This window comes from Candidatus Accumulibacter aalborgensis, from assembly GCF_900089955.1.
GTDB classification, from domain to species: domain Bacteria; phylum Pseudomonadota; class Gammaproteobacteria; order Burkholderiales; family Rhodocyclaceae; genus Accumulibacter; species Accumulibacter aalborgensis.
The window spans coordinates 31,852-58,244 of record NZ_FLQX01000143.1; the positions used below are offsets into that span (position 1 = coordinate 31,852).

General features: G+C 63.2%; 21 protein-coding genes. 17 read left to right on the plus strand and 4 right to left on the minus strand.

What is annotated here, in order from left to right; genetic code table 11:
- Positions 1-2: 2 nt before the first annotated feature.
- The 8 genes from ACCAA_RS17180 (at position 3) to ACCAA_RS17215 (ending at position 8,596) form a co-directional block, all read left to right on the plus strand.
- A complete protein-coding gene (locus ACCAA_RS17180) occupies positions 3-680 on the plus strand; it encodes a class I SAM-dependent methyltransferase (protein ID WP_186408476.1) in 678 nt (225 codons plus the stop codon).
- Between the two features lie 57 nt (positions 681-737).
- On the plus strand, positions 738-1,736 hold the full coding sequence (locus ACCAA_RS17185; protein WP_186408477.1) for a phosphotransferase: 999 nt from the start codon (positions 738-740) through the stop codon (positions 1,734-1,736).
- Positions 1,737-1,844: 108 nt separating this feature from the next.
- Positions 1,845-3,038 carry a TIGR03087 family PEP-CTERM/XrtA system glycosyltransferase gene (locus ACCAA_RS17190; protein WP_186408478.1) on the plus strand — a complete coding sequence of 398 codons (1,194 nt, stop codon included), beginning with the start codon at positions 1,845-1,847 and terminating at the stop codon, positions 3,036-3,038.
- A 1-nt stretch (position 3,039) separates the two neighbouring features.
- Positions 3,040-4,116, plus strand: coding sequence for a glycosyltransferase family 4 protein (locus ACCAA_RS17195; RefSeq protein WP_245754644.1), 1,077 nt, complete (start codon positions 3,040-3,042; stop codon positions 4,114-4,116).
- A gap of 2 nt (positions 4,117-4,118) precedes the next feature.
- Positions 4,119-5,498 carry a phenylacetate--CoA ligase family protein gene (locus ACCAA_RS17200; RefSeq protein WP_245754641.1) on the plus strand — a complete coding sequence of 460 codons (1,380 nt, stop codon included), beginning with the start codon at positions 4,119-4,121 and terminating at the stop codon, positions 5,496-5,498.
- Complete coding sequence (locus tag ACCAA_RS17205) at positions 5,491-6,834, plus strand: putative O-glycosylation ligase, exosortase A system-associated (RefSeq protein WP_186408480.1); 1,344 nt, start codon at positions 5,491-5,493, stop codon at positions 6,832-6,834. The genes ACCAA_RS17200 and ACCAA_RS17205 overlap by 8 nt, the downstream gene beginning before the upstream one ends.
- A gap of 22 nt (positions 6,835-6,856) precedes the next feature.
- The gene (locus ACCAA_RS17210; protein ID WP_186408481.1) at positions 6,857-7,576 is read left to right on the plus strand and encodes a class I SAM-dependent methyltransferase; all 720 of its coding nucleotides are present in this window, start codon (positions 6,857-6,859) and stop codon (positions 7,574-7,576) included.
- 36 nt (positions 7,577-7,612) lie between these two features.
- Positions 7,613-8,596: a polysaccharide deacetylase family protein gene (locus ACCAA_RS17215; RefSeq protein WP_245754642.1), complete on the plus strand. Its 984-nt coding sequence runs from the start codon at positions 7,613-7,615 to the stop codon at positions 8,594-8,596.
- On the opposite strand, the gene ACCAA_RS17220 is transcribed toward ACCAA_RS17215, so the two are convergent.
- The 4 genes from ACCAA_RS17220 to recC all read right to left on the minus strand — a co-directional run bounded on the left by ACCAA_RS17220 (position 8,591) and on the right by recC (position 17,860).
- Complete coding sequence (locus tag ACCAA_RS17220) at positions 8,591-8,758, minus strand: hypothetical protein (protein WP_186408482.1); 168 nt, start codon at positions 8,756-8,758, stop codon at positions 8,591-8,593. The two genes, ACCAA_RS17215 and ACCAA_RS17220, sit on opposite strands and share 6 nt — an antisense overlap.
- Before the next feature lie 77 nt (positions 8,759-8,835).
- Positions 8,836-10,749 carry an exodeoxyribonuclease V subunit alpha gene (gene recD, locus ACCAA_RS17225; RefSeq protein ID WP_186408483.1) on the minus strand — a complete coding sequence of 638 codons (1,914 nt, stop codon included), beginning with the start codon at positions 10,747-10,749 and terminating at the stop codon, positions 8,836-8,838.
- Positions 10,746-14,507 carry an exodeoxyribonuclease V subunit beta gene (recB, locus tag ACCAA_RS17230; protein ID WP_186408484.1) on the minus strand — a complete coding sequence of 1,254 codons (3,762 nt, stop codon included), beginning with the start codon at positions 14,505-14,507 and terminating at the stop codon, positions 10,746-10,748. The genes recD and recB overlap by 4 nt, the downstream gene beginning before the upstream one ends.
- On the minus strand, positions 14,504-17,860 hold the full coding sequence (gene recC, locus ACCAA_RS17235) for an exodeoxyribonuclease V subunit gamma (protein WP_186408485.1): 3,357 nt from the start codon (positions 17,858-17,860) through the stop codon (positions 14,504-14,506). The genes recB and recC overlap by 4 nt, the downstream gene beginning before the upstream one ends.
- A 145-nt stretch (positions 17,861-18,005) precedes the next feature.
- On the opposite strand from recC, the gene hfq reads away from it, so the two are divergent.
- From hfq to ACCAA_RS17280, 9 genes are all read left to right on the plus strand, one after another.
- Positions 18,006-18,245, plus strand: coding sequence for an RNA chaperone Hfq (gene hfq / locus ACCAA_RS17240; RefSeq protein WP_186408486.1), 240 nt, complete (start codon positions 18,006-18,008; stop codon positions 18,243-18,245).
- A 158-nt stretch (positions 18,246-18,403) separates the two neighbouring features.
- Positions 18,404-19,576 (plus strand): GTPase HflX, encoded by a 1,173-nt coding sequence (hflX, locus tag ACCAA_RS17245; RefSeq protein ID WP_186408487.1) that lies wholly within the window; start codon positions 18,404-18,406, stop codon positions 19,574-19,576.
- Between the two features lie 20 nt (positions 19,577-19,596).
- Positions 19,597-20,871, plus strand: a complete 1,275-nt coding sequence (gene hflK, locus ACCAA_RS17250) for an FtsH protease activity modulator HflK (RefSeq protein WP_186408488.1) — start codon at positions 19,597-19,599, stop codon at positions 20,869-20,871.
- Positions 20,871-21,758: a protease modulator HflC gene (hflC, locus tag ACCAA_RS17255; protein WP_425394494.1), complete on the plus strand. Its 888-nt coding sequence runs from the start codon at positions 20,871-20,873 to the stop codon at positions 21,756-21,758. Before hflK ends, hflC begins: the two co-directional genes overlap by 1 nt.
- Positions 21,755-21,940 carry a DUF2065 domain-containing protein gene (locus ACCAA_RS17260; RefSeq protein WP_186408489.1) on the plus strand — a complete coding sequence of 62 codons (186 nt, stop codon included), beginning with the start codon at positions 21,755-21,757 and terminating at the stop codon, positions 21,938-21,940. The genes hflC and ACCAA_RS17260 overlap by 4 nt, the downstream gene beginning before the upstream one ends.
- The gene (locus ACCAA_RS17265) at positions 21,937-23,103 is read left to right on the plus strand and encodes an ATP phosphoribosyltransferase regulatory subunit (protein ID WP_186408490.1); all 1,167 of its coding nucleotides are present in this window, start codon (positions 21,937-21,939) and stop codon (positions 23,101-23,103) included. The genes ACCAA_RS17260 and ACCAA_RS17265 overlap by 4 nt, the downstream gene beginning before the upstream one ends.
- On the plus strand, positions 23,096-24,415 hold the full coding sequence (locus ACCAA_RS17270; protein ID WP_186408491.1) for an adenylosuccinate synthase: 1,320 nt from the start codon (positions 23,096-23,098) through the stop codon (positions 24,413-24,415). The genes ACCAA_RS17265 and ACCAA_RS17270 overlap by 8 nt, the downstream gene beginning before the upstream one ends.
- Before the next feature lie 107 nt (positions 24,416-24,522).
- Positions 24,523-25,551 carry a hypothetical protein gene (locus ACCAA_RS17275; RefSeq protein ID WP_186408492.1) on the plus strand — a complete coding sequence of 343 codons (1,029 nt, stop codon included), beginning with the start codon at positions 24,523-24,525 and terminating at the stop codon, positions 25,549-25,551.
- Positions 25,552-25,667: 116 nt separating this feature from the next.
- Positions 25,668-26,153: a hypothetical protein gene (locus tag ACCAA_RS17280; RefSeq protein WP_186408493.1), complete on the plus strand. Its 486-nt coding sequence runs from the start codon at positions 25,668-25,670 to the stop codon at positions 26,151-26,153.
- Positions 26,154-26,393 lie beyond the last annotated feature (240 nt).

Genomic DNA, 26,393 nt, shown 5'->3' on the forward strand with positions numbered 1-26,393 from the left:
GGATGGATTGGGATCCAGTTACACACTATCAGGATGTGGCCATTGCCGAGCGCTATGACAGGGAGCGGTTTAGCTCGATCAGCGGCAGGGTGTTCAATTCGCTTGAACAGAAGATCATTAGAGCTGCTTTTCGTGACATCCCGACCATCAGTACCGTCTTGGACGTCCCGTGCGGCACGGGACGCCTAGCAGGCGCCCTTCTGGAGAACGGATTTCGGGTCGTCGGGGTCGACATATCCGCCCCTATGTTGGACGTCGCGCGCCGCCGCCTCGATCGTTTTGGTGCGCGTTTCACCGTACAGGTCGCTGACGTGCATGAACTGGCGAAGGCTGAATACAAACGGTATGACGCGGCCTTGTGCGCGCGTGTCCTGATGCATTTTCCGCTTGACGAGCAGATTGAGTTCCTCAAGTCCGTGGCTCAGTTGACTAAGGGTCCTATCGTGCTCACGCAGTCGCTCAGTTCCCCCTACCAGCGCTTCCGACGCAGAGTCAAGCGGGCCTTGGGTAATCAGCCTCCCGCCGGGTATCCGTTGACCGAACGTGATCTATCGGAACTCTTGCGTGGTGCCGGCCTTCGTGAAGTGAGGAGGTATCGCTTGGCCCCTCTGATATCCGAAGCCATGGCCGTTGTGACCGAGCATGTTTTGCCGTCCAATCAAACGGGTAGCGGGAAGTGAGTGAGATCACCGGCATGCACCATCCTGGCTGGTCAGAGGCCTAGGGGAGAGAGTCGGATGGACAGGCTCACTTGCCAGCAACTGCAGGATGCGTTGCGTTCTTGCCAGAAAAGACAAATCGTCGTTCGCGAACGCGTTTGCGTGAGGCCCAATTCTGACGTCTTCTTGGCGACGACAGACGAAGGTCCAGTGGATCGCCTGGCCATAAAATGCTGTTATCAGCCAGGTACTGACTTGCCCGATCAAGCAACCGCGGAGAAGCAATTTGCCAACCTGGATTCAGTCAGCCAAGCCCTGCGTTTGGCGGGCATTGAGTTTCGTGTGCCGGAGCCTATGTTCTACGAGCACAAACTGGGCGCTTACGCGATGTTCTGGGTTGAAGGGCAGTCGCTGACGGACACTCTCTGCCACTCCTATTCTCGCAGACGTGCGTTGGTCTGTTTTGAGCGGGTAGGAAGGTGGCTGGGGGCGTTTCATGCCGCGGGGCCAGTTCGCCGAGAGTCGCCAGACCTCACTAACCAGATTCGGCACCTAGAGGCGTTGCGAGCGCATCCGCTTGATCAACGATGGTTTCGCGCGGGCCTATCGTTGCTGGACTCCGAGCGTGGCGCACTCGTCCAGAACACCCCTAGTGTGAGTTGGTTGCATGGTGACTGCAAGTCAGATAACTTCCTGCTGGCGGGGGGAGGCGCAGTTTTTGGGATCGATGTGGCTCTCGCACACGAGAATGCTGTGGAGATAGATCTCGCCATGTTCTTGATTGACCTTGCCTTGCGTGTGCAGACACCTCGTTTCGTCCGCTTTTTGCCAATACAAGGAGAGTTGCAAGAAGCGTTCTTGAAGGGGTACAGTCGGCTGGGACCTACAATCGACTTGGCATTCTTGCAATGGCTGCGCCTTTGGTTCGCGCTTAGTCGCTGGCACAGCTACATTACCGAGCAACGATTGGGATCCCTGAAGCGATGGTACGTGAATTGGGTTCTCGCACGGCTGGTGCGCCGACTTGTCGGAACGGAGTGCAATGCCCGCCTGCGGGCATACTCTTGCGCGAAGTAATTAAGGTGAATATCTGCGGGCAATATTTCTTTGAGATGAAGATCCTGACTGCGCGGGAAGCGGCCCTCGTAACGCCGAGCATCGCTCCAAGTGCTGTGGAATGACGGCATGAGAAATCTCCTTTACCTTGTACACCGCTTGCCTTATCCGCCGAACAAGGGCGATAAGGTTCGCTCGTATCATTTGCTAAAATATTTGGCTGCCCGGCATCGCGTCTTCTTGGGCACGTTTATTGACGACCCTGATGATGAGGTTCATGTGAGTGCCGTGGCCGAATATTGTGCGGACTTGCACGTGGTCCGGCTCGTACCGACGATCGCAAAAATCCGTAGCCTCAGCGGCCTGGCGAGCAAGAGCGCCTTGACTCTTCCCTATTATCGTAACTCTGATTTGCAGATCTGGGTTAATCGTACGTTGCAGGAACAACAGATTGACGTGGCTGTACTTTTTTCTTCGGTTATGGCGCAGTTTGTCCAGGGCGTTGCCGAGTTACGTAAACTTGTCGACTTTGTTGACGTCGATTCGGCAAAATGGACGCAATATGCACCCAATCATAGATGGCCGATGTCTTGGCTCTATCGTCGAGAAGGCGAGTGTTTGCTGGCCTTTGAACGTTCCGTGGCACGTACCGCCGAACGCTGCTTCTTTGTCACTGAACCAGAAGCCGATTTGTTTCGCCGGCTCGTTCCCGAGTGTGCTGACAAGGTAGAGACCATTTGCAACGGTGTCGACGCGGATTACTTTTCCCCAAGACACGAGTTTCCCTCGCCATTCGGTGCAGACGAACTCCCACTCGTGTTCACTGGGGCCATGGACTATTGGCCGAACATCGATGCGGTGACGTGGTTCGCGGCCGATGTCCTGCCGCAGTTACAGGCAAAATGGCCCAGACTGCGCTTTTTCATTGTCGGACGCAGCCCGACGGCTACCGTTCAGTCATTGGCTGGGCAGGGAATCGTGGTCACGGGAACGGTTCCAGATGTACGCCCGTATTTGAGGCATGCGGCAGTCGTCGTGGCTCCCTTAAGGCTGGCACGCGGGGTTCAAAACAAGATCCTGGAAGCCATGGCTATGGGATTGCCTGTTGTTGCGTCCAGAGAGTGCGCCGCCGGAGTTGATGCTATGCGCGGGCGGGATTTCCTTACCGCTGGGAGCGAAGGCGAATATCTGGAGGAAATTGGTGTGTTACTGTCCGATCCCAAGCGCTGTGAATCAGTGGGGGTCGCGGCGCGAGAACGGGTACTGGCTCGGTACAGTTGGGATGCCCACCTCGCAAGCATGGATCGCTATCTTGATCCATGAGATGTTCCCGCTCTGTGTGGTCGGACCCTTGCCGCCACCGCCGGGCGGGATGGCGAATCAGTGCGAGCAACTCGTCCGCTTGCTGCGCGATGAAGGGATTGAGGTCGAGTTGGTGTGTACCAATGCGCCCTATCGACCGGCATGGGTTGGCGGCCTGCCGGTGCTGCGCGCGGGTTGTCGACTCCTGCCCTATCTGCTGCATCTGTGGCGGGCGGCCGGGCGGGCGAGGGTGATGCACGTTCTTGCCAACTCGGGCTGGGCCTGGCATCTGCTGGCTGCACCGGCGATCATGATCGCGCGGCTGCGCAACACCGCCGTGATCATCAACTACCGGGGCGGGAATGCCGACACGTTTTTTGCGCGCGCGCCGCGACACGTTCTTCACCTGTTGGCTCAGTCCTCGTTGAGGGTCACGCCATCGGCTTTCCTTCAGCGCGTCTTTTCACGCTACGGGCTGAGCGCGGAAGTGATCCCGAACATCATCGACCTGTCACGCTTCTCGCCAAGGCCAGCGCGGGCCTTCGCTGACGCACCGCATCTGGTGGTCACCCGCAATCTGGAGCCGATCTACGACATCGCGACGGCGGTTCGAGCCTTCGCGTGTATTCGGCCAACCTTTCCCTGCGCGCGCTTGACGGTCGCCGGTACCGGCCCTGAGCTTGCCCGCCTGCAGGCGCTGGTCGTCGAGTTGGGACTGCAGGAGAGCGTGCGTTTCTCCGGGCGGATCGACAATGCGGACATCCCGGCACTGTACGCAGCGGCGGATTGCCTGCTCAACCCGAGTACGGTGGACAACATGCCGATTTCGATTCTCGAAGCATTCGCCAGTGGTGTGCCGGTGGTCAGCAGCAATGCGGGAGGTATCCCGGACCTGGTCGAGCACGGCGTCTCGGGTCTGCTGGTGCCCATCGGTGACCACGAGGCGATGGCGCACGAGCTGCTCCGCGTCTTGCAGGATCCTGTCTTGGCCGCTGGTTTGTGGAAGTCCGGGCTGGCGCAGGCGGAAAAATACGCCTGGCCACGAGTCAGGAAGCAATGGCTGGATGCTTATCGCCGTGCCGTCGCCACAAGGAGATAATCTTGAGTCTCTATACCGCGATGTGTTCGCACTTCCTGTTCCCGTTGCATGAGCGCCTCAAGGGGCACGACTCGGTGGCGCTGCGCAAGCGACTGGAGCAGAGTCAGTGGTGGTCTGCCGACCAGCTTGCCGGCGCGCGCGGTCGGCGCTTGCACGATTTCCTCGTCGACATCGGCACGAGTGTCCCGTATTACCGGGAACTGTTTGGGCGTCTCGGTTTCGACCCGCAGTCGGTAGGCGCGGTCGACGCCCTGTCGGCATTGCCGCTGCTTGGCAAACCGGAAATTCGTGCCAATGTCGAGCGCCTCAAAGCGGATGACCATGGCCCACTGACGCGTTACAACACCGGCGGTTCGTCCGGCGAGCCGCTGATCTTCTACATGGGTAAAGGACGCAAGAGTCACGACGTTGCTGCCAAGTGGCGTGCGACGCGCTGGTGGGACGTCGACATCGGCGACCCCGAACTGGTGGTCTGGGGCAGCCCGATCGAACTCGGCACGCAGGACCGTATTCGACGCGTGCGCGACGGGCTGATGAGAAGCCACCTGCTGCCGGCCTTTGAGATGTCGGCGACCAATCTCGATCGCTTCGTGGCGACGATCCGTGCCACCCGCCCGGCGATGCTGTTCGGCTACCCGTCGAGCCTGTCGCTGATTGCCAGCCATGCCCGGCAGAAGAATCTGGCGATGAACGACCTCGGCATCAGGGTCGCTTTCGTCACTTCCGAAAAGCTCTACGACGAGCAGCGGGCTGTGATCAGCGAAGTCTTCGGCTGTCCGGTAGCCAACGGCTATGGCGCACGCGATGCCGGATTCATTGCGCATCAGTGCCCCGCCGGCAGCCTGCACATCAGCGCCGAGGATATCATCGTCGAAACCGTAGGCGCGGACGGCGCAGCGACAGCGCCCGGCGAGGCCGGGGAAATCGTCGTCACGCACCTGGCGACGCGAGACTTCCCCTTTCTTCGCTATCGGACCGGCGATGTCGGCGTGCTCGGCGAAAGGACCTGTGCCTGCGGTCGCGGCCTGCCGATACTGGAAGACGTGCAGGGCCGTACGACCGACTTCGTGGTCGCCCATGACGGTACAGTGATGCATGGATTGGCGCTGATCTACACTGTTCGGGACCTGCCGGGAGTCGAGCGTTTCAGGATCGAGCAGGTGTCGATCGACCAGACCATCGTCAAGCTGGTGGCCGGGCCGGCCTTTGACCGGGCGGCAGAAGAGCGCATCGTGCGCGACTTCAAGGCCAGGTTGGGCGAGGTGGTCGACATCCGCGTCGAGAGAGTTGCTGACCTTGCCAACGAGGCCTCCGGCAAGTTTCGCTATGTGGTCAGTCAGGTCAAAGGCTTCACAACTGGCAACGAGGAGGCTCGTGCGTGACATTTTGATTACGGCGATCATCTTCGGCCTGCTGCCCTTCATTCTGCGTAGCCCGCGGCTGGGCGTTTATGTCTGGGCGTGGCTTTCGCTGATGCTCCCCCACCGTGCCGCATTCGGGTTCGCGCGGACGATGCCTTTCGGCCAGGTGGTGGCGATCACCACGATGGTCTCGTTCCTGTTCTCGCGCGAGCGCCGTCCTTTCCCGGTCAATAGCGTTACCGTGGTATACGTCGGCCTGATGCTGTGGATGTCGTTTACGTCCTTGTTTGCGCTCAATACTTGGGAGGTCGTTTTCGACCGTTGGCTGTTCGTCCTGAAGATTCACGTCGCGCTGTATGTGACATTCATGCTCATCCGCGGTCGCCAGCAGATCCAGACTCTGATCTGGGTGGTCGCACTGTCGCTTGGCTTTTATGGGATCAAGGGTGGCATCTGGACCGTCCTGACCGGCGGAGGCGGGCGCGTATGGGGCCCCTCGGGAGGAATGGCGGCCGAAAACAACGCTCTCGGCCTGGCCCTGGTCGTTCTGCTGCCCTTATTCTACTACCTGCAGCAGGTCTCTACTCGTCGCATCGTTCGTCTGGGTCTGGTGTTCTGCCTCGTGGTGATTACCTTCTCCATCCTCGGTAGTCAGTCCCGCGGTGCGCTGCTGGCCCTGGTGAGCATGGCGAGCTTGCTGGGATTCAAAGGCAACCGGCCGGTACTGACGATCTCGCTGCTCGCCTGTACACTCGCCGCCGCCGTTCTTTTCATGCCCGATTCGTGGAGTGGGCGCATGAAATCCATCGAGACCTACGAGGAGGACCAGTCGGCAATGTCGCGCGTCTACACCTGGAAGACGCTGTGGGCATTGGCGCTGGATCGCCCATGGGTGGGCGGCGGATTCGTCGTCGACACGCCGGAAGTGTTTGCCGTCTATGCGCCGGCCGAGGGCGCGGGAGTCTATCATGGCGGACAGGCTTTCGTTGCGCACAGCATTTATTTTCAGATGCTCGGCGAGCACGGTTTTCCCGGACTGATTCTGTTCGTCCTGCTTGGCGTGACGACCTGGCGAACGGCCGCGCGGCTTGCCAGGCAGACCAGGGATCATCCGGAATACGGGTCCTGGGTGCCCTTGCTGATGAGGATGGCACAGGTCAGCCTGGCGGGCTTTGCCGTCGGCGGGGCTTTCCTGAGCCTGGCCCACTTCGATCTGATTTATTACGTGATCTCGTTCGTCGTGCTGGTCGATGCGACCTTGCGTGAACCAGGCCAGACGACCAGCGCGACGGCGTCCAGCCCTGTATTCAGCCCTGCTTCCAGCCCTGGATCGTCGGCGATCGAAAATCGCCCGTGACCATTTTCGTGGGTAATGTCCTATGACCGCTCTGTCCGAAACATTGCTGCGCAAGTATTATGCCAACAGCCCGCATCCCTATCGCCTGTATGAGCAGCGGGTCGACTCCCTGCTGGCACCGACGTCCGCTTTGCTCGACGCTGGTTGCGGTCGTACCGTCCCGGTCCTGAAGAAATATCTCGGCCGGGCACGGCGCCTGATTGGCGTCGAACTGGTCAGTTTTACCGACGTTCCGCCCGGCATCGAGACCTACAATGCCGACTTGTCGAGCATCCCCTTGCCCGATGCCAGCGTGGACCTGATCATGTCGCGGAGCGTGTTCGAGCATCTGACCGACCCCGACTCGGTGTACCAGGAGTTCTCGCGCATCCTGCGCCCTGGCGGCGCGGTGGTCTTCCTGACCGCCAATATGTGGGACTACGGGACGCTGGTTGCGCGCCTCGTGCCCAACCGTTTTCATGCCCGGATCGTCAAACAGGTCGAGGGACGAGCGGAGGAGGACACCTTTCCCATCGCTTACCGGACCAATACACGGGCCGCTGTGGACCGCCTGGCGGCGATGGCACGGCTGTCCGTCGAATCCTTCGAGTATCTGAGCCAATACCCGAACTACCTGATGTTCAACGGTGCGCTCTTTTTCCTGGGCACCTGCTACGAGAAACTGATCAGCCGCTTCGACCGTCTGCGTTTCCTGCGTGGCTGGATCCTGGTGACCCTGCGCAAACCTGGGGTCCCCGCCTGACATGAGGTGCTTCTAGTGGACTTACTGGACCCGCTGGTGTCTACTGCCAGCCGGATTGCCCATGGCGTCTATGGACTGACGACCGCCCCACGGCTCTCGATCCTGATCTTCCATCGCGTGCGCGCGCGCACCGACGCGATCTTCCCGGCCGAGGCAGATGCGGCGCACTTCGAACGCCTGATGCGCCTGGTCGCACGCACTTTCAGCGTCATGACGCTGGCTGACGCAGTCTCCCGCCTGCAGCGCGGAGAACTGCCGCCCAGAGCATTGGTAGTGACTTTCGACGACGGTTATGCGGATAATGCCGACGTCGCGCTACCGATTCTGCAACGTTGTGGCTTGCCGGCCAGCTTCTTCGTTTCGACCGGGTTTCTTGATGGCGGCCGCATGTGGAACGATTCGGTGATTGAAATCGTCCGCGCTTGTCGTCATGCAACGATCGATCTCGAAGAATTTGGCCTGGGTGTTTGCTCGCTGGCGGGCTCGGCCGAACGAAGAGTAGTGATCGAAGCGCTGCTGCCGCGCATCAAGTACATGACCCTGAGCGCGCGCGACGAAGCGATTTCCCATTTGCAGCGCTTGAGCGGAGTAGCCCGTCTGCCGGCCGATCTGATGATGCGCTCCGAGCAGGTGCGGCAGTTGCACAGCGCAGGGATGGAAATCGGTGGGCATACGGTCAACCATCCTATCCTGACGACGCTGACTCCGGTTGAAGTCGAGCACGAAATCGCCGCCGGGCGCAATCGTCTGCAGGAAATAATCGATGCACCGGTTGACGTTTTTGCCTATCCGAACGGCAAGCCAGCGCGCGACTATGACGCCAGCCATGTCGAGTTGTTGAGGCGGCTGGGTTTTGCTGCTGCGGTCAGCACCGTGCCCGGTGTTGCGCGGCTTGGCGACGATCTGTGTCAGTTGCCGAGGCTGGCGCCGTGGGGCCAGTCACTGGCGATCTGGGCGGCGCGGCTCCTGTTGCATCAGAGGAACACCTGCCACGCCATCGCCCCTGCCGCATCCCTATGAATCGCCTTCCTTTCGATCATCAGCCAGTGTCTCTTCGAGGCTCTCGAGATCCTTGTTGTTTCGGCGCAGAAAGAAGACGAATGCCCAAACCAGGCCACCGGCAATCAGGGCTACCAGTGCGAAGGCACGCCAACTCATATCAGCAAGCGATCCAGAATCCATCGACGTCTCCTCTGTGTGACGGCGGTCATTATGCCACCCACCGTGGCGAATTCGCCACTACCCACTGCCAGTGGCACTCATCCTGCGGCCTCGCCCAGCCGGGCGATGAGGCCGGAATGCCGCCAGGTCCGGTTGGCGCAGGCGCTGACCAGGACCTCCTGGCTTCCGACTACTCTGACTCTCTTCGACGCCCGGGTGACGCCGGTGTAGAAGAGTTCGCGGGTCAGCACGCGGCTGGTCTTTTCGGGCAGCAGCAGCAATACCGATTCGAACTCGGAGCCCTGCGACTTATGCACCGTCATCGCGAAGGCGCTGTCGTGCTCCGGCAGGCGGATCGGCGCGACCGGCCGGAAACCGGCGTCCTGCTCGGGAAACCAGACCATCAGATGGCCGGCCTCGTCGGGTAGGCAGATGCCGACGTCACCGTTGAACAGTTTCAGTACATAGTCATTTCTGAGGACCATCACCGGCCGGCCGGGGTACCACGGTGAATGGCTTTCGGCAGCAGCGCTGTCACCGGTGAAGTGCTGTGCATGCTGGCCGAGCAGTCGGTTGATCGCATGCACGCCGCGTGCCGTCTCGCGCAGTGCGCAGAGCACACGGAAGCGATCGAAGGCGGCAAATACCTGGTCACGCTGGGTCACCAGGTCGACGCGCGCGAGCGTTTCGAGATAGGGGCGGTAGCCGTCAAGCATCGCTTGTCGTGTCGTCGGCGCGAGGTCGGCGGAGCCATCGGCCAGCCAGCCGACCGACGAATCGTCGCTCGTGGCCAGCCATGCGCAGGCTTCGCCGCCACGGCCCGCATTGATGTTGGCGGCGAGCCGGCCGATGCCTGAGCTGCTGGCGAAGCGGTGGCTCTCGGAGAACCAGACCACGCAGTCGGCGAGCGGGGTCGGAGTCGAGGTCGGGGTTGCGGTCGGCGTGATGGCGATCGGCAGGCAGATGCGTGCCGCCGGCGTAGAGGTCAGAGCTGAAAGTTCGGCGATGCAGGTGGCCGTCAGCGTGGGGTAGGCCGAGATTTCGGCAAACACCGCGCCGGCTTCGACGGCTGCCAACTGGTCCTTGTCACCGAGCAGTACCAGGCGGGCATCCGGTGGTACGGCTTCGCACAGCCGGCAGGCCAGGGCCAGGTCAAGCATCGACGCTTCATCGACGATCAGGGCGTCGATCGGCAGCGGGTTGTCGGCATGGTAGCGGAAGCGGCCTGGGTCCGGGGTGACACCGAGCAGTCGGTGTACCGTGTGCGACTCGCGTGGCAGCAGCGCTTGCAGCGCGGGCGACAGGGAGCCGGCACGTTTGCGCAGCGCATCAAGCATGCGCGCTGCGGCCTTGCCGGTCGGCGCGGCCAGTGCGACGCGTAGCTTGTGGTTCTCGGCCAGCAAACAGGCGAGTAGCGCAACGACAGTAGTCGTTTTACCGGTACCGGGGCCACCACTGATGATCGTCAGCTTGCCTCGCCAGGCGAGTGCTGCAGCAATCTTCTGCCAGTCCGGGCGATCGCCGAGCCGCCGCGCATTATCGGCGAAAAGACGGTCGAGTTGCCGGCGCAGATCGTCGTTATGAGCCAGCGGACTGCGCGCGGCGCGTTGCCGCAGATTCGCTGCCAGCCGGCGCTCGTAGTCGAAATAGCGGTGCAGGTAGAGGCGCCTGCCCTGATCAAGGACGAGTGGCAGAATCGGCGGCAAGATTCTTGGCGGAACGTGCGACTCGCCGGCCAAAGCCACCATTCCACTGGCCAGCAGACAGCGCGACAGTTCGGCCACCGATTGCGCGGGGAAGAGCGTGGCGAGATCGTCCACCTGGGCGCAGACGTGTCCGTTCTGGATCGCCAGGCTGACCTGGCGGGCTGCTGCCGCGAGTACGGCCAGGCTGTCTGCTGGCGCTCCGACCTGTGCGGCCCACTGTACCACGTGGCTCACGAAACCCTCGGCGAGATCGCTCGCTACCGGCTGGTCAGGGGAAAGAGCACCGAGGGCAGGGCGAAAACTCATGCGCTGGTTGCCAGTGACGCGCCGGCAAGCAGCGCGTCGAGTGATTCGAGGGTGCTTCTCGGCGGGCGATGGTGATGGACGCCGCAGACGATCGCTCTGCCGTCTGCGGCCACTTCATGCCAGTCGGGGCGGACGCCGCGGACAAACAGATAATGCGCGCCGCCGAAGTGGCGCTCGTAATCGTAGCCGGCGACCCGACGGCGCAGGTAACGGTGCAGCGCGACGCAGTAGATCAGGGATTGCAGGTGGTAGCCATGTGCGCTCATGGCCATCGCCAATCGCTGCTGGCCGTAGTCGGTGGCCGCGTATCCGAGGTGATTCGATTTCCAGTCAAGGACATAGTAGCGATTTGCGTGGCAGAATGCCAGATCGATGAACCCCTTGAGGTAGCCGGCCAGCGGCGGGAAGCCCAGCCGCGGCAGCGCGTAACCGTGCGCTTTCAGCCAGCCGTTGAGCGCCTGTGCCGTGATCCCGGCGGTTGGCAGATTGAACTCGAGTTCAATCAGGCGTTGCCGCGGCAACAGCGACGAAAGGACGATTCCGCCGGGCAGCGGCGTCGCCAGCACATCGTCGAGCAGGCGCCGCAGCATACGCGCGAGACGGCTGGCCGACGCGCTGGCCGGTTGACCGGGCAGTAGCTGCGGATAGGAGGCCAGCGCCGCGTCGATGGCCTCCGGCCACCGGCGTGGGTCGGCAAAGTCGACGCGCTCGAAGAGCGCATGCACGCAATCTCCGGCTGCCGGGCCGCGCGGAAAGAGCAGGATGTCGTCGGGGAGTATCCCATTTGCTGCGCTGTCGGCAGCCGTCTGAACTGTGGCCTGGCTGCCGCCGACTGCCGGCATTGCCAGCGCCGCGCGGCCGTCGTGGTCGCTGGCCGAGACTTCGCTTTCGGCGCCGTGCTGCAGACTGCTGAAGCTGCCGATCCGCCAGGCGGCAGGGATCCTTGCCGGTGGCGGCAGTGCGCTGAGACTCTCCGGCGCCAGTCGGGCGGTGGTGAGCGTGATCGCTGCTTTTCCGGGCAGGTCGGTGAGCGACAGTTGCGGGCTGGCGGCTGTCGCCAGTGATCGCCAGTCGGCCTCGATCTGGCTGGCCGGAAGCTTGTGGCTCAGCCATTCGGCGTAACTCAGATCCCTGCCGGAGACCAGCCAGTTGAGCAGGCTGTGGTTGCCCTGCGTAGCCGAGCGCTTGCCGAAGGCCGCCGTTGCATAGCAGCCGGCGACCAGGTAGCAGCGCTGCGCGGCGCGCGTCAGAGCAACGTACACCAGGCGCATGAACTCGGCGTCCTTCTCCTCTCGCCGTCGCCTCTTGATCTCGTCTGCGGCCGCCGCATCCCCCTCAAGCCGGAAGTCGATCACCGGTTGTCCGTCATCGTCGTGGTACTCCCTGCCTTCCGCCTCGGCAAAACGCGATGGCTGCCCATCCCACAGGAAGGGGCAGAAAACGATGCCGTATTCGAGCCCCTTGGATTTGTGGATCGTCACGATCTGGACCAGGTTCCGGTCCGACTCGAGGCGCAACTGGGCGACCTCGTCGGTGCCGTCGTCGCGCCGTTGGCTGTTCAGCCAGCGGAGCAGCGCATTCGGCGCCGGGTGGTCAGCGCCGACATGTTGCAGCAGTTCGCCGAGGTGCAGCAGGTTGGTCAGCCGTCGCTCGCCGTCGCTGCGCGCCAGCAGACGAGATGTGACCGCTTCGCTGTCGATCCAGGCGCGCAGCATGACGCCGAAACCACGCCGCTGCCAGATGTCGCGGTAGCCGCTGAAGCGCGCCATCGTGCGCAGCAACTGCGCTTCGTCTGCCGCCAGGGCAGCTACGGAGACCGCGTCGAAGCCCATCAGTTCGGTGGCCAGCGCGCTGTAGAGCAGGGGGGGGCGGTTCGGCTCGAGGATCGCCAGCAGCACCCGCTCGAGATCCTCGGCGTCCAGGGTGTGAAAAATGCTGTGCTGCGAAAGTTCGACACTGCCGACGCCGACCTGCAGCAGCGCGTCCCTGAGCAGACGCCCCTGAGCGTGGCTCTTGACCAGGATGGCCAGGTCACCAGGCGCCAACGGACGTTCGCCGAGCGTGATGCGGCCTGCCTGTGCAGCGCGTAGCAGGCGAGCCACCTCGGTGGCGGTGGCGCGTAGCACTTGTTGAATGGCTTCGGCACGCAAGAGATACTGCCCCCCGTCGTCGGGTAGCCACCAGACGCGCAGCGCCGCCGGCGCCTGGTCACATTGGTCGCTATGGTCGGTGAGCAGCGGCCGCGGCTTGTCGCCGGCGCTAACCGGCTCGTAATTGAGTCCGGGCAGGATGAAACCCGCCGGATTGGCCTCGAAGAGTGCGTTGCAGGCGTCGATCAGCGGCACCGTCGAGCGCTGATTATGGCGCAAGGTGTACGGTGTGCCCGCTTGGCGTCGAGCGGCGAGGTAGGTGTGCAGGTCGGCGTTGCGAAAACTGTAGATCGCCTGCTTGGGATCGCCGACCAGGAACAGCGGCGCTGCCGGCCGGTCGCCGCAGGCGCCGTAGATGCGCTGGAAAATCGCATATTGCAGCGGATCGGTATCCTGGAATTCGTCGATCAAGGCCACCGGATAACGATCAAGCAGAGAGTCGGCGAGCCAGGGCGTGTCGCCTGAAGCCAGCGCCGCATCGACGTTGTAGAGCATGTCGTTGAAGGACAGCACGCGCTGACGTCGCTTTTGCTGGCGCAAGGCGGTACCGGCTTCGTCGAACATCCGGCGCAGGAGGCGCAGGCGGGCGAGGTGCAGCGCCTGCGTCAGCGAAGCGTGCCGCGCCAGCAGATTGTCAGCGGCGGCGAAAAAGGGATGCGCGGGAGGCGTCTGGTTTTTCTTTTTCCTGGCGGTGATGAAGTCCGCTGTGAAGAGACGCGCCTTGCTCTCTTCCGGGTCGGGAGCGTGGGACATGCCGCGGGTGAACCACTCGGTCCACGTGCGGGCGGCGGTGCGCACGCTGTCTTCCTTGTACGAACCGGCATTGAGCGCGGCGAGCCCGACCAGCAGCGCGCCGGTCGGCCCGGCGCCATCGCCTCCCCACAGTTGGCTGGCGCGCGCGAAGGCATCGGCCAGGCCAGGCGTATCGATCGCCCCTTCGCTCTCCAGTTCTTCCGGCCAGATGACGCGCGAGCGGGACTTGGCGAGTTGGCGGCCGAGCAGTCTGGCCCAGCTTTCCGGGCAATCCTGACGCTGTGCGAGGTAGTCGGCGAGAGCCGGTGAAATCTCCGTGCTGGCCACGTGGCGCCGCCAGAAGTCGCTGACCGCTTCAAGCCGCAGAGGCTGCTCGTCGGCCAGCAGTTCCAGGCTGAACGGCAGGCCGGCGGCAAACGGGGTGTCCACCAGCACCCGTTGGCAGAAGCCATGGATCGTGAACACGGCCGCTTCGTCGAAGGCATGCAGCGCCGCGTCGAGGCGCGCGAGCATCTGCTGGCGATCGACGTCGGCATTGCTGGCTACTGCGGCGACCAGCCCGGCGACGAAACGGTCGTCGGCGATCGTTCCGTGGCGCAGATAAGCGAGGACGTCGACCATTCGGCCGCGGATGCGCGCGCGCAGTTCGGCGGTGGCCGCATTGGTGAACGTGACGACCAGGATCTGCCGCACATTGAGCTTCTTTTCGAGCAGCAGGCGGAGGTACAGTCCGCAGATGTTCCACGTCTTGCCGGTGCCCGCGGAAGCCTCGATCAGGCGCATGCCGTCGAGCGGGCAGGCGAAGACATCGAGGTCGATCGCCCCGGAGCCAGTCGGTGTGAATGGCAAGCTCATCGGCGCGAATCGTCCAGATAGGCGAGCAGTGGGCCGAAGACGGTGCTCGCGCACTGTTCGAAGGCGGCATCGAGCGGGTCGCCGAGGCCTCTGAGAGCCAGCCGATACGCCGGATCGGCCTCCTCTCCCCAGGCCGCGTTGCGGCTGTTGCGCCAGCGCTTGCGAGCTGCGGTGAGGCTGTCCCCGCTGCTGACGTAGGCCCAGGCGCTTTTCGGAAAAAAGTGCAGCGGTGCCGACAGGCCACGACGGTAGAGGTGCAGCAGTTCGCCTAGCCGCGCGCGGGCCGTTGCTGCCTCGCACGGTGTCAGATGGTAGCTGCCGTCGCGCGAGTGCCAGCAGGTTTGCCGCCTGACTCCCACAGGGGCCGCGGCACAGAGGAACAGGTGAGTGATCCAGCCGGCCAGATAGTCGGCAGGACGCACTTCGTCGTAGCGATAACGGAGCAGTCCTTCCGGGCGCAGATCGCCGAGCGCACCGGCGAGCTGCCAGTTTTCTCCGTCAAGCGGGTAGTCGAAAACCGCGTGCACGGCCGGCAGAGGCGTGGCTGCCAGTTGCGGCTGGAGTTCGGCGGCGAAGGCGCGCAGGCGTGCGACTTCTTCGCCGATCAATCGCTCGCCAAGCGGCCCGGGCGGGAACTCGTTGCCGGCCAGCGCGAGCGGCAGGACCTGGTCATCGTCGGCAGACGCCAGCAGCGCTGGCAGAACTCGCCGGGAGAGCGCTTGCCGCCCTGGATAGTCGGGCAGGAAAGGCTCCTCGTCCTGCAAATCCTCGTCGGCGACTGCCAGCGAGACGTTCAGACGCTTGGCCAGCAGCATTCGGCAGGGGTTGGCGAAGAACTGCAACAACTGGTCCAGGCTCACCTGCCGCCATTCGTCCGGCGGCGGTGCCAGTGTGCTGGCGAAGAAGGGAAGCGTCGCTTCGCTGACCAGCTCATCGACGTCCTCATCGCTATCCTTCTCCTCGCGCTGCGAGGTATTGGTCAGCGGCGCCGCCGCCAGGCCTTGCTGCAGCGCCTGGCAGTACTCGGCGTTGAAGCTGCGCCGGCGGGGATCGCTGCCGACGAGGAAATACTCGGCGGAGAAGGCCTGTAAAGGATGCTCGACGGTCAGTCGTCGCCGTAGCGCAGCGATGCTTGCCGCGTCGGTCGGGTCATTCGCGCAGGCAGCGGCAGCGTAGTCGATCAACTCGGCGACCAGAACCGACGGCGGCAGAAGGCTGTTATCGCGGATGCTGCGGCCGCTATAACTCAGGTAGAGGCGCTGCCGGGCAGCGAGGACGAGGTCGAGGAACAGGTTGCGCTCGTCGAGGCGACGCTGCCGGTCACCTGGCTGTGGCTGCAGCGCCATGAGGTCGAACTCGGCCGGCCGGTTGACGCTCGGGAAGGCGCCATCATTCATGCCGAGCAGGCATACGACGCGGTAAGGCAGGGCGCGCAGGCCGGTCAGCGAAGAAAAGATGAGCCCGCCGCCGGGAACGCCGCCTCGTCCCGGGTCGTCGAGTAGCGCGGTCAGCGCACTATGCACCACCGCCAGCGGTAGTGGCGCGCGGGCGCCGCCGCGCACCATGTTGGCATGGAGTTCGTTGATTGCTGCATGCATCACGCGCAGCTCGTCGACCAGGTCATCGTCGGCGCGCGTGAAATGGCCGAGCGCGTCGCTCAGCGAGCGCTGCCAGGCGCTGGCGTCCCTGGGCTGCGACCAGTCGTCGCGCAGCTCTTCGAGGGCATCGACGAAACGCCAGAAGCGGCCGAGCGTGGCGGCGTCGCTGCCCTCTGGGCTGGCGGCGGCGATGCGTCCGGCGACGACCGTGTTGCGGGCCAGCGGGGAATCACCGAGCGCATAGGCGAGGAACAGGCGGTGCAGGCCATCGGCGAAGCTGTGCCGTTCGCTGGCCGGCAAGTTCAGGCGCCTGCGGCTCTCGGCGTCCAGCCCCCAGCGTATGCCGGCGTCACGAATCCAGCCGTGAATGAGATCCAGATCAGCGGCCTCCAGGTCGAACTTCGCCGCCACCGGGGGCTCTTGCAAGAGGTCGAAAACGGCGCTGGCAGCGAAGCGGCTGCTGCACAGCGAAAGCAGGGTGTCGAGCACGCGCGCCACCGGATTGACCCGGGTCGGCGGCAGGCCGGTGATCGTGTAGGGAATCCGGCGTTGCACCGGGGCGGTGCCAAACACTGCATCGATCAGCGGCGCTGCCGCTTTCAGGTCCGGCAGGACGACGACGATCTGCTCCGGCGCCGGCGGCTCGGCGCTGGCCAACTGGGCGAGCAACTGGTCGTGCAACACTTCCAGCTCGCGCGTCAGCGAATGGCAGACATGCACTTCGATGCTGCGGTCGTCGGCCGCCAGTTCGAAGCTGCCGGGTTCGAGTTCATGCAGATCAAGAATCGCGTTCTGTAATCTGGCCAGCAGGTGGTCGCCACTGGCCGGCAGGAACAGGCTGTCTTCCTCGACGATGCCCTCCTGTTCAGCGAAGAGCAACTCGATGTGCGCCTGGGACTGTTTTCCCCAGGCGGCGAGCAGCGCGTTGCCGACCTCGTGATGACTGTCCTGGTCGCGCGCCGCGAGGTAACCCAGGCGCTTTTGGTCAACGATGTCGAACCAGTACTCGCGGCACGGATTGAGGGCATAGACCTGGATGTCGATCCAGCGCGACAACTGGCGCAGGATGTCGAGGTAGAGCGGTGGCATCGCGGTCAGGCAGAAGACGCTGGCGCTGGCGGGAAGGCACTCCCGTGCCGCTGCCTCGCTGCCCTGGCTCTCGATGGTCTGGAAAAAGGTTACCGCCGGATGCTGCCGCGCGGTGCCCAGTTCGCTGGTGATGCGCCGCCAGAGAGCGGCCTGCCAGAGCTCGTCTTCAGCTCGTCCGGCGTCGATTCCCGGGATGTGGGCGCGTTTCCCCTCTGACCACGCCGCCAGCCATTGCGGGCGGTAGGTGATGTAGTGTTCGATCAACTGCGCGCAGCGCTGCGCCAGATCCAGGCGCATGACCGGGTCGGTGTCGCGTAGGTAGCGCGCGAGACGCGGGTAGGAGTCCGTGAACGAGCTATCGGCCAGGATTTCGAAAACCCGCCAGGCCAGCAGCGCCGGTGCAAAAGGCGACACCTCCTGGATGGCGACCAGTTCGCCGATGCGAGTCCACAGCCACTGGGCGAGATAGGAAAAATCAATGTTGGCGCAGATTCCATGACGGTCGGCGCAGGCGAGTTCGACGCGCCGCCTGATCGCCATGCTGGGCACGATCACCTGCTGCGTGGCGAACGGCGACCGGCCAGGCGAGCAGACTTCGTCACTCAGGCGATCGAGCAGCGCTTCGAGCAAGAATTCGAAGCGGTTGGAGAAGGTGATGCGAAACATGGCCAGCGGGCGTGTCGGTGGGCAGGCGGCGATTATCGCACCGCCAGGCGCCACAACTGGTCTTTCGGCTGCTCGATATAGCAAACGACGGCAAAATCAATTATGCTGAAAGCTCCAGAAGATAACCAAGGATGGAGTTTGGCGAATGACTAACAAAGGGCAAGTTTTACAAGACCCCTTTCTCAACACCCTGCGGCGTGAGCGCGTGCCGGTTTCGATCTACCTGGTGAACGGTATCAAGCTCCAGGGTCAGGTCGAATCCTTCGACCAGTACGTCGTTCTGCTCAAGAACACCGTCACCCAGATGGTCTACAAGCATGCCATTTCGACGGTCGTTCCCTCGCGCCCCATCACGATCCAGCAGGATGCCGACAGCGAGGCGTGATGAACACCACCATTCTTGGTGGCGTCTTGTCCACCTTCAGCGTTTTGCCTGCCCTTCCTCCGACTGCTTCGCGGCTTTGACGGCGAGTCGCGACAAGTTCGCTCTCCTGCCAGGCTCCGACTGCTCCCGCCCGTATCACTTACTCTCTGGTGACGTGCATGCATGAGCGTCCATCAGGCGAGGAACGTGCCGTCATTGTCCAGCTCGACTTCGGTCGTGACGACCTCGACGAGCAGCTCGCAGAGGTTCGTCTGCTGGCCCGGTCGGCCGGTGCGTCGGTCTGTGCCGTAGTGCACGGTCGTCGCCACAGCCCGGATGCGGCGACCTATGCCGGCAAAGGCAAAGTGCTTGAAGTGGCAGCCGAGGTTGCCGCACACACGGCCGATCTGGTGATCTTCAACCACGAACTGAGTGCGGGGCAGGAGCGCAATCTGGAGCGCGCGCTCGCCTGTCGCGTCATCGACCGGACCAGTCTGATCCTCGACATCTTTGCCCAGCGGGCACAGAGCGCCGAGGGCAAGCTGCAGGTCGAACTCGCTCAGCTCGAGCACCTCGCCACTCGCCTGGTGCGTGGCTGGACCCACCTGGAAAGACAGAAGGGAGGAATCGGTCTGCGTGGTCCGGGCGAGACGCAGCTCGAAACCGACCGTCGCCTGCTCGGCATTCGGGTCCGGCTGCTCAAGGAGAGGCTGGCCAGGCTGGAGCGCCAGCGCGGCGTGCAGCGCAAGGCACGGGGACGCGGCGAATTGCTCAATGTTTCGCTGGTCGGTTATACCAATGCTGGTAAGTCGACGCTGTTCAATGCGCTCACTCATGCCGGCGTTTTTACGGCCGACCGCTTGTTCGCCACGCTCGATACGACGACGCGCAAGCTGTGGCTGTCCGAGGCGGGCCATATCGTGCTGTCCGATACCGTCGGCTTCATCCGCGACCTGCCACACTCCTTGGTCGCCGCTTTCCACGCCACGCTTGAAGCAACCGCCGAAGCCGACCTGCTGCTGCACGTGGTCGATTCGGCAAGCGCGGCGCGCGACGACCAGATTGCCGACGTGAACAAGGTTCTGGCTGAAATTGGCGCCGCCGACGTGCCGCAGATGATGGTCCTCAACAAGCTCGACATCAGCGGGCTGCCGCCAGCGGTCGAGCGGGACGAGTATGGTAGAATCCGCCGCGTTCGCGTCAGCGCCAGATGCGGTGATGGACTGCCGCTGCTGCGCGAAGCGCTGGCCGAAATGGCTTTGGCGAAGACACTGAAGGTGCGTGAACAGGCGTCGAACGCTGCTGCTGCGCAGGATATCGAACTGAATTTTGGTCCGGATGGCTCGCCATGATTTCAAGCTTTGGAATGCTTATGTCGCTCAATGATCCACAATGGGGCAATCGCGGCAACGACGGTGGTGGCAAACGCCCCAATCAGGGCCCCCCTGACCTCGAACAGTTGTGGCGCGACCTCAATCGCCGGCTGTCCAGCATCTTCGACCGCAAACGTCCTGGTCGCGGTGGCAGCGGCGATGGCGATGGCGGTGGCGACGGTCCACCCATCCAGTTCAACTCGAAGTTCCTCGGCGGCGGGATCGGACTGTTGCTCGCCCTGGTGGTCGTGGTCTGGCTGGCGAGCGGCTTCTACATCGTCGACGCGTCGCAAGTCGGGCTGGTGCTGCAATTCGGCCGCTACAAGGAGTCCACGGATCCCGGTCTGCGCTGGCGACTGCCGTATCCCATCCAGTCGCATGAACTGGTCAATGTCTCCGGCGTGCGGACCCTGGAGATCGGCTATCGCGGCAGTGAAAAGAACAAGGTTCTCAAGGAGGCGCTGATGCTTACCGATGATGAGAACATCATCAACATTCAGTTTGCCGTGCAGTACATTCTCAAGGACCCTGTTGACTACGTGTTTGCCAACCGGCATCCGGACGATACCGTGATGCAGGTGGCCGAGACGGCCATTCGCGAGGTAGTCGGCAAGAACAAAATGGACTTCGTTCTTTACGAGGGGCGGGATACCGTCGCCGCCAATGCCTCGAAGCTGATGCAAGACATCCTCGATCGTTACAAGACCGGAATTCTGATTTCCAAGGTCACCATGCAGAATGCGCAGCCGCCGGAGCAGGTGCAGGCCGCTTTCGATGATGCGGTCAAGGCCTCGCAGGATCGCGAGCGGCAGAAGAACGAGGGTCAGGCCTACGCCAACGACGTCGTCCCGAAGGCGCGTGGTACGGCCGCGCGGCTGATCGAGGAGTCCGAGGGCTACAAGAAGCGAGTCATTGCCACTGCCGAGGGTGACGCCAGCCGCTTCAAACAGATTCTCACCGAATACGCCAAGGCGCCGGAAGTGACCCGCAGCCGGATGTACCTCGATACCATGCAGCAGGTTTACTCGAATACCAGCAAGGTCCTGATCGATACCAAGGGGCAGAGCAATCTGCTCTACCTGCCGCTCGACAAGCTGATGCAGGCCGCTGGAGCAGCAACTGCTGCGCCGGCTGCTGCTGGCGGCATCGCCGAGGTGCCGGCAGCAGCCCGATCGACGCCGGCGCTGTCCAACGAGGTGCCGCCACAGGTGGTCGAGAAGAACGAAGCGCGTTCGCGTGAGACCTTGCGCCAGCGCGATCGGGAGGCTCGCTGATGAAAACGCTCAACGTCTTGGCGGCGGTCCTGGTGGCCATCCTGGTGGTGCTCGGCGCGACCATTTTCACGGTTGATCAGCGGCAGTACGCGATCGTCTTCCAGCTCGGCGAGATTCGCAGCGTCCTCGAAGAGCCGGGTCTGTATTTCAAGTGGCCGATGATCCAGAACGTGCGCTATTACGACAAGCGCATTCTGACCCTCGAAAGTGCCGAGCCCGAACGTTTCCTCACCTCGGAGAAGAAGAACGTTCTCGTCGACTCCTTTACCAAGTGGCGAATCATCGACCCGAAGCTCTACTATCGCTCGGTCGCCGGCGATGAATCACGGGCCAAGACGCGCATCGCGCAGACCGTGAATGCCGGTCTGCGCGAGGAATTCGGCAAGCGGACCGTGCATGAGGTGGTCTCCGGCGAGCGCAACCAGATCATGGAGCAGATGCGCGACAAGGCCGACCTCGACGCACGCAACATTGGCGTGCAGATCGTCGATGTGCGCGTCAAGCGTGTGGAATTGCCGATTGATGTCAGCGAATCGGTCTATCGGCGCATGGATGCAGAGCGCAAGCGCGTGGCCAACGAACTGCGTTCGCAGGGTTTTGCCGAGGCCGAGAAGATTCGTGCCGATGCCGACAAACAGCACGAAGTGATCGTTGCCGAGGCCTATCGCGACGCCCAGAAGATGAAGGGTGAGGGCGATGCCAAGGCGTCGACCATCTATGCCCAGGCCTTTGAAGGCAATGCCGAGTTCTACGCCTTCTATCGCAGCCTGGAAGCCTATCGCGGCAGCTTCAAGGGCAAGAGCGACGTCATTGTCGTCGAACCCAGTTCGGATTTTTTCAAGTACATGAAGAGCGTCGGCCGGGGTGGCGATAAAGTTGGCAAATGAGCAACCAACTGTTGCTGGCCTTTGCCCTGATGCTGGTGCTCGAGGGCTTGCTGCCGTTCGTGGCACCGAGCGCCTGGCGTGAGACCTTCCGCCGGCTGGTCCGCTTCACCGATGGCCAGATTCGCTTCGTTGGCCTGACGTCGATGCTGGTCGGGCTGGTCCTGTTGATGATCTTCAAATGAATTGGCTGCTACCTGAACACCTTGCCGACGCGCTGCCGTCAGAGGCGGCGCAGATCGAACGGCTGCGCCGCAGGCTACTCGACCGCTGCCGGGTGCATGGCTACGAACTGGTCATGCCACCGCTTCTCGAACACCTCGACTCGCTGCTCACCGGCTCCGGGCAGGACCTGAAACTGCGCACCTTCAAGCTCGTCGATCAGATCTCGGGACGCACGCTCGGTGTGCGCGCCGACATGACGCCACAGGTCGCCCGCATCGATGCCCATCTGCTCAATCGGCAGGGAGTGACCCGCCTCTGTTATTGCGGCAGCGTGCTGCACACCCTGCCGGCATCACTGGCTGCCAGCCGCGAGCCCATCCAGCTCGGCGCCGAGCTGTTTGGCCATGCCGGTGTCGCCGCCGACCGCGAGGTCATCCGCTTGATGGCCGATGTGCTGAGCTGCGCCGGAGTGCCGGCGGCGCGGATCGATCTCGGTCATGTCGGTGTTTTTCGCGCACTGGCCGATGCCGCCGGGCTCGACGGCGAACTCGAGGGCGCTCTCCTGCAGTTGCTGCAGGCCAAGGACGTCCCGAGCCTGCGCGACCGCTGCCGCACACTCGCTGAACCGTTCGCTTCGGCGCTGCTCGCCTTGCCCGACCTCTACGGCGGTGTCGAGACCTTGGCCGCAGCACGCCTCGCGCTGCCCGATCTTGCGCCGATCGCCGCCGCACTCGACACGCTGCGCCAGTTGCAGGCGTCGCTGCCTGACTTGCCGCTGTCCTTCGATCTGGCCGACTTGCGCGGCTACCATTATCACAATGGCGTCGTTTTTGCTGCCTACCACCCGGCTTTTTCGAGTGCGGTCGCGCTCGGTGGGCGGTATGACGGCGTTGGCAGGAGTTTCGGCCGCGACCGGCCGGCGACCGGTTTCTCGCTCGATTTGCGCGAGCTGGCGCGGCTGGCTGCGAGTCCTGCATCACCGGGGGCGGTGCTGGCGCCGAATGTGGCGGCCAGTGCGGCTCTGGCGAAGGCGATCGCCGTGCTGCGCGAACAGGGCGAGATTGTCGTTGAACGACTTTCGGCCGAGACGGGCAGTGAAGGACCCGTATGCGACCGCCAACTGGTCGAAGACAACGGGCAATGGGTCATCGAAGCAATCAACAGGAACGGATGCAATGGCTAAGAATGTTGCCAGAAACGTCGTCGTCGTTGGCACGCAATGGGGCGACGAGGGCAAGGGCAAGATCGTTGACTGGCTGACGGATCATGCCAAGGGTGTCGTCCGTTTTCAGGGTGGCCACAATGCCGGGCACACGCTGGTCGTCGGCGACAAGGTCTACAAGCTCAACCTGGTTCCTTCGGGAATCGTTCGTGACGGGGTCGCTTGCTTCATCGGCAATGGCGTCGTGCTCGACATCCATCATCTGATCAGCGAAATCCGGGTGCTCGAATCCGGCGGCATAGATGTACGCTCGCGTCTCAAGGTCAGCCCCGGTTGTCCGCTGATCCTTCCCTATCATGCGGCGCTCGATCATGCCCGCGAGGCCGCCAAGTGCGCCGACGCCAGGATCGGCACGACCGGCAAAGGCATCGGCCCGGCCTATGAAGACAAGGTGGCCAGGCGTGCGCTGCGCGTCTACGACCTCTTCCATCCCGACCGTTTTGCCGACAAGGTGAAGGAAAACCTGCACTACCATAACTTCGTGCTGACCCACTACCTCGGCGCTGAAGCGGTCGATTTCGATGCTCTCCTGGCGCAGGCAATGAGTGACGCAGAGGAGATCAGACCGTTGGTCGCCGATGTCTCGGCGGCGCTGTACGCGATCAACAAGTCCGGCCACAACCTGCTCTTCGAAGGCGCCCAGGGCGCACTGCTCGACATCGATCACGGCACCTACCCCTTCGTCACCTCGTCGAACTGCGTCGCCGGTCAGGCGGCGGCTGGTTCCGGCATTGGTCCGGGGATGCTGCATTACGTCCTGGGCATCACCAAGGCTTATTGCACGCGCGTTGGCGGCGGCCCCTTTCCGAGTGAGCTGGACATTGACACCGAAGGTCTGCCGGGTCATCAGATGTCGCAGAAAGGCCGTGAATTCGGCACCGTGACCGGACGCAAGCGTCGCTGCGGCTGGCTCGATAGCGCCGCCCTCAAACGTTCGATCCAGATCAATGGCGTCACCGGTCTGTGTATCACCAAGCTCGATGTCCTCGACGGCCTGCGCGAGTTGAAGATTTGCACGGGTTACCGGCTAGACGGCAGGATCGTCGACCTGCTGCCGATGGGCGCCGACGAAGTCGCTGCCTGCGAGCCGATACTCGAAACTCTTCCCGGCTGGTCCGAGTCGACGGTCGGTGCGAGCACGATGGCCGCCCTGCCATCAACGGCGCGGGATTATCTGGCGCGCATTGAAGCTCTGTGCGACGTTCCGGTCGACATCGTGTCGACCGGACCGGAGCGCGGCGAGACGATTGTTCGGCGTCACCCGTTGGCGTGATCCGCGGCGGAGCGCCCTTCGTCTGAACATGCAGGCAGGCATCGGAGCACGGTTCTTGGGCGATGGAATGCGCCTGTGCGTGGGGTTTTCCATAGCCGGAGGAGTACATGGGTATTCTCGACTGGTTCAAGAACAGGCCGGCGCAATTCGATCCGGATGGCGTCTCCGAGGAGATGATTCGCAGCGCCACCGAGAAGGCGATCACGCTGACCAATCCGCGCCTGAAGGTGCTGCCGTCGTGCTACCTTCACCTGGCGCCGGCCGTCAAGATCAGCATCGAATTCCTGCGCACGCTAATCCAGGCGCTGCCGGCGGCCCGCCCGGTGTCACCGGCCAGTTGGGCAGCCGACCCGGCCTGGAGAGCCTTTTTCGGTGCCCCCGGGGACATTACGGTCGCACTGGGCCGCTCGGATAACCTGCGCACCCTGTTCGCCAAGGCTCCGGAACTCGATGAAGCGTGTCTGGTCCTGGGCATGGCGTTCAGCGAGCAGCACGTCTTCGGGCTGGCCTTGCAGGGCGACATGGTGCACCGGGACGTGGTACAGACGAGCGTCAGTTTCTCGGACCATCGCGCGCATATCTGCAGCCGCGACGAGTCCCGTTTGCGTCGCATCGCCGGCGTCCAGGCGTTCGAGTATCTGCTTGCCCGGGCACTGGTCGAGATTGGCGGGGATCGCGTCGAAAGGCAGGAACTGGAAGGCAAGAGGGCGCTTCTGCGCGCCCGCCTGAGGCTGCTGCAACAGCATGGTCCGGGCCTCGGCTCGATGTTCGGTTCGCCGCCGGCTGGGCGCGGCGAGCAGGCCGGACTGGAGGCCGAATTGGTCGCCAACGAGCGCCAGCTAGAGGCGATCGGCGACAGCCAGTCGGCCTTGGCGATGGAGCTGGAGGCGCTGCGCGAGGTGCTCGCCAAACCAGAACAGTACCTGCACGTGGGGCAGAGGCAGTTACGGCTGAACACGATGAACGTGGTGCTCGATGGGAAGAGCACCGAAGCCGCGGCCGAGGTCGCTTTTTCGGTGGCCGAGCTGACCGGTCCGCCGCCTGTCCAGAGGGCTTTCGTGCTGGCGCGCGTCACGCGCGCCGAACTGCCCGCTACTCAGGGAATCAATTTTGCCGATGCGGCGCGTTATCTCTGAGCAGTCGACTGCCACGCGCCGTGGAAGAGAGGTTAAGCTGTCGGTCGGTGAGGTCGCCGGCGCGACTCTCAGGGTTAACCGTGGCGCATTCGCCACAACCATCAGGAGATTCAGACATGACAAGAGAAGATCTTCGCGACGAACTGCTGGCCCCGATCCTGCAATGGACCCGGTTAGGACGGCAAATGAACCAGATGATGCTCGCTTCGATCGAGGTCGTCACGCAGCGCAGCTACGGCCTGCTGCGCGGCCATACGGCAGCCGAGGGTCATGACTGGGCCGAAATGGGCCTGATGACCAGCGAGAAGGTATCGGTGCCGATCGAGTCCATGGTCGCCATGGCGACGGCCATGCCGGCCGAGGTCTGGAAGTTCTGGACGCGGAGCGGCGAGGCGATGTCCGCGTGTGCCGGCAGCGCCATGTCGCTGGCCAGCAGTCGCAGCGCCGACGAGATGCGCGAGCGACAGGCTCAATTCGGCCAGGCGCTGCTCGGCAGCGCTCTGGCCTGCTATCAGCTCGCGGGTTCTGCAGCCACCGTGGCCGACGCCGGCCTGGCGCCCGTCCTTCGCCAGGTGACGGACAATGCTGAGCGGCTCGGCTAACGGTCATGACAATTGCAGACGCCCCAGATTATGAAAGCCATGACCGTCCCCTCCCTTGCAGGGCGCATTCCGGCTTGCACGCCGGAATCGCTCGATGGGCACGGAGCATGCTCCGCGAATTCCCCATCTCGCCCCCCGACCCCTCTCCCGCGAGCGGGCGAGGGGAGGTTCGTGAGTCGCTGACGCGTAACTTCTCAATAAGCGCGGGCGTGTATGCAGTGGGATGGGTGGTGGAACGAC